The sequence below is a fragment of the Rhizobium sp. 2YAF20 genome, assembly GCF_052114685.1.
Lineage (GTDB): Bacteria > Pseudomonadota > Alphaproteobacteria > Rhizobiales > Rhizobiaceae > Rhizobium.
The window spans coordinates 69,390-83,193 of the sequence record NZ_JBFRFF010000007.1 but is presented as its reverse complement, the minus strand read 5'-3'; the positions used below and the strand labels follow the sequence as shown (position 1 = coordinate 83,193).

The window sequence follows — 13,804 nt, the reverse complement described above, 5'->3', positions numbered from 1 at the left end:
CATCGGCACCTTGTGACGATTTATTAACTTAAATTGTAAGTCTCTCGTTAACTATAATTACACCAATTGCTGAGCATTCTCAGGCGAACAGTTGAGTTCCCCGAGGAATGATCATGAAACCCGCGCGCATAATGATACTCGCAGTGGCAGTCGTCGCCGCCGGTGTTGCCGGGGTGCTCGCGATGCGCCTGGCCGGCGGACGCAACGTCATGCCGCAGGTCACAGCGGTCGTGGAGAAGGAACCGACGATCAACGTCCTGGTCGCGAACGCTGATTTGCCCATCGGGTCACGGTTGACCGATTCCACCATTCACTGGGCGCCATGGCTGCAGGGCGGCGTGATTAAGGGTCTCATCACCCAGGCCGACCGACCTGACGCGCTCAAGGATTTGACGGGCGCCATCGTGCGATTTCCGATATTCGAGGGCGAGCCCATCCGCGAGGAGAAGATTGCCGACGCAAATAGCAGGGTCATGTCGTCACTGCTGCCTTCCGGAAAACGTGCGGTCGCCACGGAAATCTCCGTCGCAACCGGCGCCGGCGGTTTCATTCTTCCAAACGACCGTGTCGACATCATCATGGTTCGCAAGGGTGATACGGTAAAATTCCAGACCGAAACGGTCCTTAGTAACGTTCGCGTGCTGGCGATCGATCAACAGATCGAACAAAAGCAGGATGGCTCCAAATCCGTGGTTGGCACCACAGCCACGCTGGAACTGACGCCGGATCAGACAAAAGTCCTGGCGGTTGCCCAGCAGATGGCAGATCGGCTTTCGATGGCGCTTCGCTCCGTCGCGGATGCGCAGGAGCCCGACACCGGTGCTGCTGATTATCTGTTGGCGGGCGACAGCGGCGCCTCGGTTGTTCAGGTGATCAAGTCGGGCACGGTCGTCACTGGCGCCGCGCCAATCAAAGTACAATAGGGGCAGGCCATGGGTGATATTCAAAAGAAAACCGGTCTTGCCTTCTCCAGTGTGATTTCGTTCTCGCTTGCTCTCGGTGGCCTGCCTTTCGCAATGGCGCCAGCCTCCGTCCGGATGGCAAGTGCCCTGGCGGAGGGCTCGGACACGATTGTCACGGTCGCCGGGATTGGCAGTCATCGGCGATTGAAGCTCGGCTTGAACAAGGCCGTTGTCGTCGATCTGCCTGCGGACGCTCATGACATCCTCGTGTCTGATCCGAGGATGGCCGACGCTGTCACGCGGACATCGCGCCGCATCTATCTCTTCGGCAAGACGGTCGGCCAAACCAATATTTTTGTTTTCGGCGCCAAAGGCGAGCAGATTGCCAGCCTGGATATCGAAATCGAACGCGACATCGGTGGATTGCAATCAAACCTCAAGCGCTTCATTCCCGACAGCAATATCAACGTCGAAATAGTCTCCGACAATATCGTGCTGACGGGAACTGTCCGCACGCCTCAGGATGCAAGCCGGGCAGCAGATCTCGCGCAGGCTTTCCTCAAGGGCGGCGAGGCGACCACCCGCAATGAGACGGCAACCGGCAGCGGCACAAGCAGTTCCGTTGCCATTTTTGCTGAAGCTCGCCAATCCTCGCAGATCGTGAACCTGCTTCAGATCGAGGGCGAGGATCAGGTGACGCTCAAGGTGACGGTCGCCGAAATCAAGCGCACCGTTCTCAAGCAGATCGGATTCGACAATCTGGTCGGCAATTCGTCTGGGCTGACCGTTGCGCAACTCGGAGCACCGGCAAGCGATGCCCCTGTGGCACTTGCAGGGGGTGGTCTTGCCGCACTGTTCAAAAGCTCCATCGGCAAATATGACATATCGACCTATCTGAATGCTCTTGAGCAGGCGAAGGCAATCCGCACCCTGGCGGAGCCGACATTGACGGCCATCTCCGGGCAGCCGGCAACCTTCAAGTCTGGTGGGCAGGCGCTCTACTCGACGACCGACAATCAGGGGGTGGTGACGATAACGCCGTATAGCTACGGCATAAGTCTCGCCTTTACGCCGGTCGTACTGTCGGCTGGAAGAATAAGCCTGCACATCCAGACCCAGGTATCCGAGCCGGCACCCAGCAACTCGGCCGGTGCGCCCACTTACAACAACCGCTCGGCCGACACCTCGGTGGAACTGCCATCAGGTGGTTCGATCGCCCTCGCCGGCCTTCTGAGCGACAATTCTCAGCAGACCACGAACGGTACACCAGGCGTTTCGAAAATTCCGATCCTCGGTGCCCTGTTTCGTCAAAAGAGCGTCGAGCGCGACGAAAGCGAACTGGTCATCATCGCTACGCCCTACCTGGTTCGGCCGGTGGCACGCAATGCACTTGCACGACCTGACGATAATTTTTCTCCCGCCGGCGACGCGGGCGCCTTCCTCATGAACCGTGTCAACAAGGTCTATGGCCGTCGCGACACCCCTGTCGCGGATGCCGAGTTCCATGGCTCCGTCGGCTTCATCTACAAATGAGGAGGGCAAGACATGACGAGCCCATCAGCAACAGCAGTCGAAAGAGGCCGGCGATGATCAACATTGATTGTAACACTCCCCGTCGCGCCGGGTTGCGGTCCATCGCCTTTGCCTTGGTCGCAATGGCTGCCGCGGTGAGTGGTTGCGCCAACCCCCAGGACAGCCTAACGACCGGCGGCATCCCTGACGATTATCGCCAGCGCCACCCGATCGTACTGACGCAAACCGATCACAACGTCGATATTCCGGTCTCGGACGGCGACCGCCGCCTGACGGGAGGCATGCGCGATACCATCCGCGGCTTCGCCCAGGACTACAGGGCCCATGCCACCGGTACCGTTGAGATATTATCGCCGCGAGGATCGAGGAACGCGCCCGCGGTCTCGGCCACAAGGCGCCAGATCCGTCAGGAACTCGTTGCCAGCGGCATTCCGTCGGCGCGAATAGTCGACCGCGCCTATCCCGCTGACGGCGCGGGCGATGCGGCGCCTATTAGGCTGCATTTCTCGGCGACCACCGCTGTCACCAATGCCTGCGGCCAATGGCCGGAAGACCTGGCCGACAGGCCCTTCGACAATCAGAACTACTATAATTTCGGCTGTGCACAGCAGAACAATCTCGCAGCCCAAGTCGCCAACCCGACCGACTTTGTCGCGCCGCGTGCTCAAACACCAATCGACGCAGAGCAACGTGGCAAAATCATCAGTGATTATCGCTCGGGCAACGTCACCTTGAGCACGGCAACGGTAGGTGGCTTTGGCAACTAAGCGCCCGCCGGCTGGGGCCGGCAGTTGAAACAGGACAGAGACATGAGCGCGATCGAGTATGACATCAAGACGGAAGCGGCAGAGGTCGAGGACGCGCTGCGCATGGGCGATCTTGAAAACATGCGCCCGCTTCCGCGCATCTCGGTCCATGCCTTCTGCGAGAGCGAGCCGCTGCAGCAGCTTATGGAACGCTGCGGCCATGACAGGCGCATGGCAAAGGTAAGCCTGCGCATCACGAGCGGCGGCACGGCTGCTGCGGCCAACATGTTTGCCACGATGCCGACGCCAAACCTGATCATCCTCGAAACGCGTTCCAGCCCATCCACACTGCTGGCCGATCTGGCTCCGCTTGCCGCCGTCTGCGATGCCAGCACGAAAGTCGTCGTCGTCGGCTACCACAATGATATCGCCCTTTATCGCGAGCTGATGCGCAACGGCATCTCCGAATATATCGTCCAGCCCATCGCCATGTCCGATGTCATGACGGCCATGACGGCGATTTTCATCGACCCTGACGCCGAGCCGCTGGGTCGCAGCATTGCATTTATCGGCGCCAAGGGAGGCGTCGGCGCCTCGACGATCGCCCACAATTGTGCCTTTGGCATCTCCAATCTGTTCTCGACTGAAACCATTCTTGCCGATCTCGATTTGCCTTACGGCACCGCCAACATCAACTTCGACCAGGATCCGGCGCAAGGCATCGCCGAGGCGGTCTACGCGCCGGAGCGCCTCGACGAAGTGTTTCTTGATCGTCTGCTGACGAAGTGCTCGACCCATCTGTCACTGCTGGCCGCCCCATCGATGCTCGACCGAGCCTACGATTTCGAGGGGCCAGCCTTCCAGCATGTCCTGGACATCCTCCAGCGCAGCGCGCCGGTAACGGTGCTCGACGTACCGCACACCTGGTCGGAGTGGACGCGTTCGGTGCTCTCGAGCGTCGATGAAGTCGTCATCTGCGCCATTCCGGATCTCGCCAATCTACGCAACGCCAAGAACATGCTCGACGCGCTTCGCAAGCTGCGGCCAAACGACAAGGCGCCGCATCTCATCCTCAACCAGGTTGGAATGCCCAAGCGTCCGGAGATCGGCATTGCCGAATTTTGCGAACCCATGGAAACCGATCCTATCGCCGTCATTCCCTTCGACATCGCCATGTTCGGCAACGCGGCCAACAGCGGGCGGATGATTTCGGAGACGGATCCAAGATCACCAACAGCCGAAACCTTCTCGCAGATCTCGCACATCGTCACCGGCCGCGTCGCCGTGCGGAAAGCGAAGCGAGGCGGGCTTCTCGGCCTGCTGGGACGCAAATAGAAAACCGCAACGACGCGGGGCTCGATGGCGCCGCGTGCGGCACTTTTGATCGGTGCACGAACCTTTCTCTCATTCCGGACGGGTGAGAGGTTGAGCGCCAACAGACTAGAACTGGATCGACCTGATGTTTGGCAAACGAGGAAATGAGGGTTTCGGGAAGGGCGATAGCGGCACACCGCAATCGCCGCTACGCACGCCCTCGTCGAGCTCAGCCGCCTCGACAACGCTGGTTGAGCCGTCGCGAGCCGATGCACCTGCGCGCCAGCAGGTAACGCCGCCGCCGCTTCAGACGCCGCAACGCCGCCGCCCCCAGCGCACGGAAGAGTACTACGACACCAAGTCGCAGGTGTTTGCAGCGCTGATCGATACGATCGATCTCTCCCAGCTTTCCAAGCTCGATGGCGAAAGTGCGCGCGAGGAAATCCGCGACATCGTCAACGACATCATCACCATCAAGAATTTCGCGATGTCGATTTCGGAGCAGGAAGAGCTGCTCGACGACATCTGCAACGACGTCCTCGGCTATGGCCCGCTCGAACCGCTTCTCGCCCGCGACGACATTTCCGATATCATGGTCAACGGGTCCGGCAAGACCTTCATCGAAGTTGGCGGCAAGACGATCGAATCCGAGATCCGCTTCCGGGACAACCAGCAGCTTCTGTCGATCTGCCAGCGGATCGTCAGCCAGGTCGGCCGCCGCGTCGATGAATCGAGCCCGATTTGCGATGCGCGCTTGCCGGACGGCTCGCGCGTCAACGTCATCGCGCCGCCGCTGGCAATCGATGGTCCGGCGCTGACCATTCGTAAGTTCAAGAAGGACAAACTGACCCTCGATCAGCTTGTCCGCTTCGGCGCCATCACCCCCGAAGGGGCGGTGGTCTTGCAGATCATCGGTCGCGTCCGCTGCAATATTGTCATCTCGGGCGGTACCGGCTCAGGCAAGACGACGCTGCTGAACTGCCTCACCAACTACATCGACCGTGACGAGCGCGTCATCACCTGCGAAGACACCGCGGAACTGCAGCTGCAACAGCCTCACGTGGTACGTCTTGAAACGCGCCCGCCGAACATCGAAGGCGAAGGCGAGATCACCATGCGCGACCTCGTCAAGAACTGCCTGCGCATGCGTCCCGAGCGCATCATCGTCGGCGAAGTGCGCGGACCGGAAGTGTTCGACCTTCTGCAGGCGATGAATACGGGCCACGACGGATCAATGGGTACGATTCACGCGAATACACCGCGCGAATGCCTCAGCCGTATCGAGTCGATGATTGCCATGGGCGGCTTCAGCCTGCCGGCCAAGACCGTTCGCGAGATCATCGCAAGCTCCATCGACGTCATCGTCCAGGCCGCGCGTCTGCGCGACGGCTCACGGCGCATCACGCAGATCACTGAGGTGGTCGGCATGGAAGGCGACGTGATCATCACCCAGGATCTGATGCGTTACGAGATCGAGGGTGAAGATGCGAACGGCAAGCTCATCGGACGGCATGTCTCGACCGGGATAGGCAAACCGCATTTTTGGGATCGCGCTCGCTACTACAACGAGGAGAAGCGGCTTGCCGCAGTGCTCGACCAGATGGAAATAGACTCGAAATAGGACTAATTGCGATGTTCGGCTTTGATCCGACTGTGCTTTTGATCGTTGTATTGGCTGCAGTTTCCACTGCGGCCGTTTGCTATGGCGTCCTCTATTCCAGGTTCGAGAGCCAGAAAAAGACCAGTACCAGGGTCAATCGCGTCAAGGCGACCGGTGCGGATCGCCTGCAGGTCAAGGCCGCTCGCGAAAACCTGCAGGAACTGTCGAAACGTCGCAAGTCGGTGCAGGACACGCTGAAGGATCTCGAGAAGCGCCAGATCGAAAAACACAAGAAGGCGGTGACGCTAAAATCCAGGCTGATACAGGCGGGCCTGTCGCTTTCCGTCTCGAATTTTTACATTATCAGCATCGTCTTCGGCCTTGTCATCATGGGCATCGTGTTCCTTGCGGGCGCGCCGCTTGCCGTTGTGCTTGGATTGCCTTTCGCCGCGGCCTTTGGTCTGCCGCGCTGGATTGTCGGGTTCCTGGTCAAGCGTCGCCAGGCCAAATTTCTCGACGAGCTGCCAAACGCCATGGATGTCATCATCCGCTCAATCAAATCAGGCTTGCCGCTCAACGACGCCATCCGCCTCGTGGCTGCCGAAGCACGCGAGCCGGTCAAGACCGAATTCCGGCGTGTGGTCGAGGCCCAGCAGGTAGGCCTTAGTATTTCGGATGCCTGCAGCCGAATGACCGCAAACATGCCGTTGCAGGAAGTGAACTTCTTCGCGATCGTGATTTCGATCCAGGCGCAGGCAGGTGGCAATCTGTCGGAAGCGCTGGGTAACCTTTCGCGGGTGCTGCGCGAACGCAAAAAGATGAAAGCCAAGGTGCAGGCACTGTCGATGGAAGCCAAGGCGTCCGCTGCCATCATCGGGTCTCTGCCATTCGTCGTCGCCACCCTCGTGTCACTGACGTCCCCCCACTACATGATGATCCTCTTTACCGATCCGCGTGGTCACCTGATCATGGCCTGCGCCGGGATCTGGATGTCGATCGGCATCTTCGTCATGCGCAACATGATCCAATTCGATATCTGAGCGGAAGGAAAAGCTCGCCATGTCTTCTGATCTCGCCGCCAGATTCACCGATCCGGGCATGATTCTTGCCATCGTCGTGGCGATCGCGGTTTTCGCGACCTTCTATACGATCGCCATCCCCTATTTCGAACGCGGCGATCTCGGCAAGCGCATGAAGGCGGTCTCCACCGAACGCGATCAGATCCGTTCCCGCGAGCGGGCAAAAATGAACGCCGAGGGCGGCAAGGCAACGTTGAGGGCCCAAAACAACCGTTCTGTCAGTAGTATTGCAGAGAAATTCAACCTGAAGGAAGCGCTCGTCGACGCCAATACGGTCAATCGTCTGCGCGCGGCGGGGTTGCGGTCTGAGAACGCTCTGAACACCTTTCTCGTGGCGCGTTTTGTCCTGCCTTTCGTCTTTCTCGTCTTGGGAGGTTTCTGGATATTTGGCCTTGGCTATCTCGAAACCCGAGGCCTCCCGTTGAGGATCTTTGCCGTTATCGCCATCGGCTACTTCGGGTTCTACTTGCCCAATATCTACATCTCCAATCGCATGGGCAAGCGTCAAAAGTCGATCAAACGTGCCTGGCCCGATGCGCTCGACCTCATGCTGATCTGTATCGAATCCGGTGTATCGATCGAAGCGTCCATGCGGCGCGTCTCGGATGAGCTGGCAGAGCAATCGCCTGAGCTGGCCGAGGAGATGGTGCTGACGACGGCGGAACTCTCCTTCCTGCCAGACCGCCGCACGGCCCTCGACAATCTGGCCAATCGGACACAATTGCCAAACGTCAAGGCGGTAACGCAGGCCCTGATTCAGGCCGAACGGTACGGAACGCCGATCGCAACCGCATTTCGTGTCCTGTCTCAGGAATCCCGCGACGAGCGCATGAATGAGGCGGAGAAGAAGGCGGCTGCACTTCCGCCCAAACTCACGGTGCCGATGATCCTGTTCTTTCTACCGGTGCTCATCGCCGTCATTCTTGGACCGGCCGGTATCCAGGTCTCCGATCGATTCCACTAAGCCGACTTGTCGCATGCGGCCGGCGACGCTAATCTTTGGCTGCGCGCGACCGGCGCAAGGCGGCCGACATTCGTCGGGGGAGCGCGTAGTTCGTCAGCCACGCGCCTCACAGCCGCCTCGATCCATGATTGGGAGTTGCCCCATGTCGTCTTTCTTCGTTTTCTTCAGCATTATGATCGCCATCGCCATTGGCGCGATGAGCCCCGGTCCCAGCTTCGTGCTGGTGTCGCGCACCGCCATTTCGCGCTCGCGCAAGGCAGGGTTTTCGGCGGCCCTCGGAATGGGTGTCGGCGCCGTGACTTTCGCAACGATGGCGCTGCTCGGGCTCAATGCGCTACTGATGCAGGTCGCCTGGCTCTACGCGTCGCTGAAGATCTGCGGCGGCCTCTATCTGATTTATCTTGGTATCCGCATCTGGCGCGGCGCTGCGGACGAACTCGCCACTGAAGCCCCATCCGGCCCGGCGACGACGTCGGCAGCACGAAATTTCTGGTTCGGGCTGGCAACGCAGTTGAGCAACCCGAAGACGGCCATCTTCTATGGCAGCATTTTTGCAGCGCTTCTTCCCCGGTCGCCGGATGGCTGGCTGCTTGCGGTCGTGCCGCCGGCGGTCTTTGTGGTCGAGGCCGGCTGGTACTCGGTGGTGGCGCTCGCCTTTTCCTCAAGCCGTCCACGGGCGCTCTATCTAAAGACGAAGACCTGGATCGACCGTACTGCCGGCCTCGTCATGGGAGGACTTGGCCTCAGGCTCGTGACGGAAAGCCTGCCTCGGCACATCTGATATCGCCGATAGGCGCTACGTTCAGTTGACGGCCTTGTTCCTGTCGGCATCCCCCGCCGCCAGCTTCTGCCAGGAATTTTGTTGCGACAGCATGGCGCGGAGATAGGCAAGGTTCGCATCCGCCTGTTGCTGGGTCATTTCCTTCTTGGCGATCTGCTGAGCTTCGGGAAAGCGACCTTGTAGGCCGACGACGAGAGCAAGGTTTTGCCGCACGCGGCTATCGGCTGCGGGCTGGGCTGCCGCCGAGCGCAGATAGGTTTCCGCCGTCTTGAGGTCGCCGGTCAAGACATAGGACATGCCGAGATTGGAAAGGACCGAAGGTTCGTTCGCCTGGATGTCCAGCGCATCGCGATATTTTCCTCGCGCCTCGCTCGAGCGGCCAAGTTGATCCAGGATCGCGCCCTCGGCCGACACCAGCCGCCAGTCGGGGTGATCGGGTGTTTGTGCCCGGTCGATCGTGGCGAGTGCGGCGTCGAGCTGCCCGCCTGCCGCCTGCGCCTTGCCGTAGGCTGCGAGCACGCCGCGATCGTCTGGATGGGCAATTGCCACCTGTTGCATGACGGAGAGTGCTTGAGCGTTGCGCCCGGCCGTGCGCAGCGCACTGGCATAGTTGATGCCGACGTCGCGGTCCTTGGGATTTGCCTCGTAGGCTTTGCCGAGCGTTCCCAGCGCCTGCGTCAGTTCGCCTGGATCCATTTGTTCAACGGGTTTCGAAAGTTTCGGGATCGAACCGGTCGTCATCTTGTCCTGCGGCGTGGACGCACACCCGCCAAGGACAAGTGCCAGAAGTGCTGCTGAAGCGCCGCACAGAATACGGCGCTTGAAAGACGATTGAGAGGTCGAGGCGGTCATGGCGTGTCCCTGGAAATCCGAATTCCTGCGCCTGGCCTCAAATCGGATACAGGGAAAGGTTTTGACGCAATCTCCGCTCCAGCAATAATCTGTTAACCCTAACGGAGTGTTAATGCATCGATTCTCCAGTGCGGGAACGAGAGGATAATTATGGCTCCCTACCAACTCATCGAACGACCCACTCCTTTCAACTCCAAGGGGGGCGGGACGTTGCCGATCTTCGCGGTTACGCCGGCACATATCGAGACCGGCACGATTGATCCCGTGGCGTTGGATTGGGCCCGCAAGGTAGGCTACAAGGCAGAAAGCGGGTCGCTCTTGCTGATCCCCACCGATGAGGGCCAACTGGGCGGCGCTCTCTTTGGCCTCGGTTCCAATCCGTCGGAGCAACCGTTCCTGACCGGGAAGCTTGCTCGGTCGCTGCCTGCCGGCGAGTGGCATGTCGAAACCGCGCCGCTGACGGCCAATCGCCTGTCGTTGGGCTTCGGGCTCGGCAGCTATCGCTTCGACCGCTATAAATCGGAAAAGGCGACGGCGCCGACGCTGATGATCCCGCGTGACGCCGATGCCACCGACATAAAGCGCCAGCTGGCCGGCGTATTCCTCGCTCGCGATCTCATCAACACGCCGACGAACGACATGGGTCCGGTACAGCTCGAGAGCGCCTTTCGTGAGCTTGCCAAGCACTACAAGGCCGAAGTGTCGGCTATCGTAGGCGACGATCTTCTCAAGGAGAATTTTCCGCTGGTCCACACCGTCGGGCGCGCCAGCGCCGACGCGCCGAGGCTGCTTGAGTTGCGCTGGGGCAAGAAGGGTCATCGTCGCATCACGCTGGTCGGCAAGGGGGTCTGCTTCGACACCGGCGGCCTCGACATCAAGCCGGCAGCCTCGATGCTGCTGATGAAGAAGGACATGGGCGGCGCTGCCAATGTCATGGGCCTCGCTCTGATGATCATGGATGCGAAGCTCAAGGTCGATCTCCGCGTCATCATCCCCGTCGTTGAAAACTCGATCGCGTCGAACGCTTTCCGTCCGGGCGATATCTACAAGAGCCGCAAGGGCCTGACGGTTCAGATCGACAATACCGATGCCGAGGGTCGGTTGATTCTCGCCGATGCGCTGGCCTATGCCGACGAGGATGCACCCGACCTGATGATCGACATGGCAACCCTGACCGGTGCTGCCCGCGTAGCACTAGGCCCCGATCTGCCGCCTTTTTTCACCGACGACGACAATCTTGCCAATGACCTGACCGAGGCGTGCCTTGAGACTGATGACCCTGTGTGGCGCCTGCCGCTCTATATGGGCTACGATAAGGATATCCGCGCCAAATTTGCCGATATCACCAACGCGCCGGCGGGCGGCATGGCGGGGTCGATTACCGCGGCGCTGTTCCTCAAGCGCTTCGTCACCAAGACTAAAAGCTGGGCCCATTTCGATATCTACGGCTGGGCGCAAAACGAGCGTCCGCATTCGCCGGGCGGCGGCGAAGCGCAGGCGATCAGGGCGCTTTATCACCACATTCGGCAAAGCGTCAGGTAGTGGCTGCCCTCTTGAATTTGCCACGATCCCGGCAGAGAATGGAACGGTAGCGTAACGGTCTTGGGGTTTTTCTTGTCGCTGGAATTGTCCGCATCTGAGGCGCTGGGTCTCTGGCACGGTGTCGCGCTGGAGCAGGTGCGGCTCGACAAGCGTGACCTGACGCTCCGGCAGATGGCGATTTTGCTCCAGATCTACCTGGTACCTCCGCCCCATACGGTGCGGGGTCTGGCGGCAACGCTTGCCGTCAGCAAGCCGGTGATCACGCGTGCGTTGGACACGATGGGCGAGATGGGGCTCGTCGACCGGGTGCGCGACGAGCGGGATCGTCGTAATGTCATTATCAAGCGCACCGTCGACGGTGCGCTTTATCTTGAAAAGCTCGGCGACCTGGTCATCAGCCAGGGACGCCGATTGCCGCTCTAAGGATAAACGTCATGATCCTCGATCGCCGATTGCACGCCTTCCGACCTGATCTCGCCGAGTTGGAGTTGAAGGGCAAGGTCGAAGCCTCGCACTTTGTCGAAGGAACGACAGCGCGGGTCGTCGTCCCGGTCGCAGGGCTTCGCCCGCATCCTGATCTTTCCATAGGCATCGATACCCAGCTCCTCCTTGGCGAGGACGTGTCGGTATTCGAACGCAAGGATGGCTGGTGCTGGGTAAAGGCGCACTCCGATGGCTATGTCGGCTATCTCAACGAGGCGGCACTCGGCGACACTGGCGAAGTTCCGACCCACATCGTCGTCCCGCAGCGCACCTTGCTCTACCCGGAGCCGGAACTGCGGAAACCGCATGTCGGCGTACTTTCGATGGGCAGCCGCATCCGGGTGAGCGCTGAGGCGGAAGTGCGCGGCAATCGCTATGTGGTTCTTGAAGACGGTACTGCGATCTATGCCACGCACGTCAAGCCGCTCGGTTACAACGACGGCGGCGACTATGTCGATGTGGCTGCGCGTTTCATGGAGACGCCTTATCTCTGGGGTGGACGTTCCGGCCTCGGCATCGATTGCTCGGGCCTCGTGCAATTGTCAATGCGGATGACGGGTCGGCCCGCGCCGCGTGATACGGACATGCAGGCCAAAGGTCTCGGTCAACCGATCGAGCGCGAAAAGCTTGTCCGTGGAGACCTGGTCTTCTGGAAGGGCCATGTCGCGATCATGGAAGATCCCGACACCATTATCCACGCCAACGGCCACACGATGACGGTTGCCCGCGAGAATTTCGTTGATGCTGTCAAGCGTATCGGCTGGCTTTACGAGCAGCCGACCGGCTATCGCCGCCCCCAACTGTAGTCCTCGCGTCGGAACCGTTTGCATCCCCAAATCGTTGTCCGCTCAGAGCACACCTGTTTGCTCGAAAGGAGAATGATGATGGCAGTCACGGCAATGGAACTGAAGGTCAAGGAGATCGTCGCCAATGGTGGGCTTCCAAGGAGCCGGAAGGTCGACGAACTCCGCAAGCTCCAAAGCGAGGCGCGCGGCATTCAGCGCGCCGGAAGTGAGGGCCCAATGAGCCCGGATGACGGCCTGCAGGACGATCTGCGCGTCGTGGAAAAGGCGTTGCATGCACTCGATGCCGATGTCTCGGAAAAGGGCGCCGCCACGCTCTGATTGCAGAGTAGCCGTTAGGAATATTGACGGGTCCCGTCATGCGGGTCCAGCAGGTCGCGCAGCCCGTCGCCGAGAAGGTTGAAGCCGAGGACCGCAAGCGCAATGGCAAGACCCGGCAATATGGCAAGCCAAGGCGCCAGCCCCAGATAGGTCTGTGCGTCTGCCAGCATCCGACCCCATGTCGGCGCAGGCGGGGGTGCCCCGAGATTGAGAAAACACAGGCCGGCTTCCGTTAGGATCGCCAGACCGAGCTGGATGCTTGCCTGAACGATGATCTGGCTAAGGATGTTCGGCAGGACGTGCCGAAGGGTGATTTCGAGGTGGCTGCCTCCGAGCGCACGCGCCGCCATGACGTACTCGCGGCTCCAGGCCTGCTCTGCGCTTGTCAGCGTTACGCGTGCGAAAACCGGGATCATGAAGACGGCGATCGCGATGATGGCGGTTAGGCGTCCCGTGCCGAGGAAGGCGCCCAGGATCATCGCCGACAGGATCGGCGGCAGGGCGAAAACGATATCGCAGGCCCGCATCACCAGCGATTGAAAGAACCCACGCAGTGCCGCTGCGGCCATTCCGCATGCCGAGCCGATCGCAACGCCGATCGCAACGGCGCAAACGGCGCTTGAAAGCGAATTCCAGCAACCGACCATCAGCATCGACAGAACGTCGCGACCGAGTTGATCTGTGCCAAGCGCGCCGTGGGCGAATGGTGGCTGCAGCCTGTGAATGATCTCCAGCCTGCTGGGCGGCAGCGGCGTCCAGGCCAGCGACAGAAGCGCCACCGCTGCAAGCGCCAATGTGATGACGAGCCCGGCCGTCAGCTTGGTCGGCTTGCCAAACAGCTGGAAACGAGATCGCTCCGGCCCGGTCTTCGGCTCCGCGTTCAT

14 protein-coding genes are annotated in these 13,804 nt (G+C 60.3%); 12 read left to right on the top strand and 2 right to left on the bottom strand.

Going from position 1 to position 13,804, the window contains the following annotated elements; genetic code table 11:
- Nucleotides 1–113: 113 nt before the first annotated feature.
- The 8 genes from cpaB (at nt 114) to AB4Z52_RS12135 (ending at nt 8,919) form a co-directional block, all read left to right on the top strand.
- Entirely contained in the window at nt 114–923 is an 810-nt protein-coding gene (cpaB, locus tag AB4Z52_RS12170; RefSeq protein WP_442218173.1) for a Flp pilus assembly protein CpaB, read from the top strand.
- A 9-nt stretch (nt 924–932) separates the two neighbouring features.
- Nucleotides 933–2,435 (top strand): type II and III secretion system protein family protein, encoded by a 1,503-nt coding sequence (locus AB4Z52_RS12165; RefSeq protein WP_442218172.1) that lies wholly within the window; start codon nt 933–935, stop codon nt 2,433–2,435.
- 53 nt (nt 2,436–2,488) lie between these two features.
- Nucleotides 2,489–3,202, top strand: a complete 714-nt coding sequence (locus AB4Z52_RS12160; protein WP_442218171.1) for a CpaD family pilus assembly protein — start codon at nt 2,489–2,491, stop codon at nt 3,200–3,202.
- Nucleotides 3,203–3,244: 42 nt separating this feature from the next.
- Nucleotides 3,245–4,516: an AAA family ATPase gene (locus AB4Z52_RS12155; RefSeq protein ID WP_442218170.1), complete on the top strand. Its 1,272-nt coding sequence runs from the start codon at nt 3,245–3,247 to the stop codon at nt 4,514–4,516.
- A gap of 124 nt (nt 4,517–4,640) precedes the next feature.
- A complete protein-coding gene (locus AB4Z52_RS12150) occupies nt 4,641–6,116 on the top strand; it encodes a CpaF family protein (protein ID WP_442218169.1) in 1,476 nt (491 codons plus the stop codon).
- 11 nt (nt 6,117–6,127) lie between these two features.
- On the top strand, nt 6,128–7,135 hold the full coding sequence (locus AB4Z52_RS12145; protein WP_442218168.1) for a type II secretion system F family protein: 1,008 nt from the start codon (nt 6,128–6,130) through the stop codon (nt 7,133–7,135).
- Nucleotides 7,136–7,154: 19 nt separating this feature from the next.
- Entirely contained in the window at nt 7,155–8,138 is a 984-nt protein-coding gene (locus tag AB4Z52_RS12140; protein WP_442218167.1) for a type II secretion system F family protein, read from the top strand.
- A 142-nt stretch (nt 8,139–8,280) separates the two neighbouring features.
- Complete coding sequence (locus AB4Z52_RS12135) at nt 8,281–8,919, top strand: LysE family translocator (RefSeq protein WP_442218166.1); 639 nt, start codon at nt 8,281–8,283, stop codon at nt 8,917–8,919.
- Nucleotides 8,920–8,940: 21 nt separating this feature from the next.
- Here AB4Z52_RS12135 and AB4Z52_RS12130 read toward each other — a convergent pair whose 3' ends face one another.
- Nucleotides 8,941–9,771 carry a tetratricopeptide repeat protein gene (locus AB4Z52_RS12130; protein WP_442218165.1) on the bottom strand — a complete coding sequence of 277 codons (831 nt, stop codon included), beginning with the start codon at nt 9,769–9,771 and terminating at the stop codon, nt 8,941–8,943.
- Nucleotides 9,772–9,921: 150 nt separating this feature from the next.
- Here AB4Z52_RS12130 and AB4Z52_RS12125 point away from each other — a divergent pair, with 150 nt between their 5' ends.
- The 4 genes from AB4Z52_RS12125 (at nt 9,922) to AB4Z52_RS12110 (ending at nt 12,920) form a co-directional block, all read left to right on the top strand.
- Nucleotides 9,922–11,313: a leucyl aminopeptidase family protein gene (locus AB4Z52_RS12125; RefSeq protein ID WP_442218164.1), complete on the top strand. Its 1,392-nt coding sequence runs from the start codon at nt 9,922–9,924 to the stop codon at nt 11,311–11,313.
- Nucleotides 11,314–11,385: 72 nt separating this feature from the next.
- The gene (locus tag AB4Z52_RS12120; protein ID WP_442218163.1) at nt 11,386–11,736 is read left to right on the top strand and encodes a MarR family transcriptional regulator; all 351 of its coding nucleotides are present in this window, start codon (nt 11,386–11,388) and stop codon (nt 11,734–11,736) included.
- 11 nt (nt 11,737–11,747) lie between these two features.
- Nucleotides 11,748–12,602, top strand: a complete 855-nt coding sequence (locus AB4Z52_RS12115) for a C40 family peptidase (RefSeq protein ID WP_442218162.1) — start codon at nt 11,748–11,750, stop codon at nt 12,600–12,602.
- Between the two features lie 78 nt (nt 12,603–12,680).
- Complete coding sequence (locus AB4Z52_RS12110; RefSeq protein WP_442218161.1) at nt 12,681–12,920, top strand: hypothetical protein; 240 nt, start codon at nt 12,681–12,683, stop codon at nt 12,918–12,920.
- Nucleotides 12,921–12,934: 14 nt separating this feature from the next.
- Here AB4Z52_RS12110 and AB4Z52_RS12105 read toward each other — a convergent pair whose 3' ends face one another.
- Nucleotides 12,935–13,804, bottom strand: coding sequence for an ABC transporter permease (locus AB4Z52_RS12105; protein WP_442218160.1), 870 nt, complete (start codon nt 13,802–13,804; stop codon nt 12,935–12,937).

Coding starts and splice junctions, on each gene's coding strand:
- cpaB (WP_442218173.1), top strand. CDS start 114: ATGAAACCCGCGCGCATAATGATACTCGCAGTGGCAGTCGTCGCCGCC.
- AB4Z52_RS12165 (WP_442218172.1), top strand. CDS start 933: ATGGGTGATATTCAAAAGAAAACCGGTCTTGCCTTCTCCAGTGTGATT.
- AB4Z52_RS12160 (WP_442218171.1), top strand. CDS start 2,489: ATGATCAACATTGATTGTAACACTCCCCGTCGCGCCGGGTTGCGGTCC.
- AB4Z52_RS12155 (WP_442218170.1), top strand. CDS start 3,245: ATGAGCGCGATCGAGTATGACATCAAGACGGAAGCGGCAGAGGTCGAG.
- AB4Z52_RS12150 (WP_442218169.1), top strand. CDS start 4,641: ATGTTTGGCAAACGAGGAAATGAGGGTTTCGGGAAGGGCGATAGCGGC.
- AB4Z52_RS12145 (WP_442218168.1), top strand. CDS start 6,128: ATGTTCGGCTTTGATCCGACTGTGCTTTTGATCGTTGTATTGGCTGCA.
- AB4Z52_RS12140 (WP_442218167.1), top strand. CDS start 7,155: ATGTCTTCTGATCTCGCCGCCAGATTCACCGATCCGGGCATGATTCTT.
- AB4Z52_RS12135 (WP_442218166.1), top strand. CDS start 8,281: ATGTCGTCTTTCTTCGTTTTCTTCAGCATTATGATCGCCATCGCCATT.
- AB4Z52_RS12130 (WP_442218165.1), bottom strand. CDS start 9,771: ATGACCGCCTCGACCTCTCAATCGTCTTTCAAGCGCCGTATTCTGTGC.
- AB4Z52_RS12125 (WP_442218164.1), top strand. CDS start 9,922: ATGGCTCCCTACCAACTCATCGAACGACCCACTCCTTTCAACTCCAAG.
- AB4Z52_RS12115 (WP_442218162.1), top strand. CDS start 11,748: ATGATCCTCGATCGCCGATTGCACGCCTTCCGACCTGATCTCGCCGAG.
- AB4Z52_RS12110 (WP_442218161.1), top strand. CDS start 12,681: ATGGCAGTCACGGCAATGGAACTGAAGGTCAAGGAGATCGTCGCCAAT.
- AB4Z52_RS12105 (WP_442218160.1), bottom strand. CDS start 13,804: ATGAACGCGGAGCCGAAGACCGGGCCGGAGCGATCTCGTTTCCAGCTG.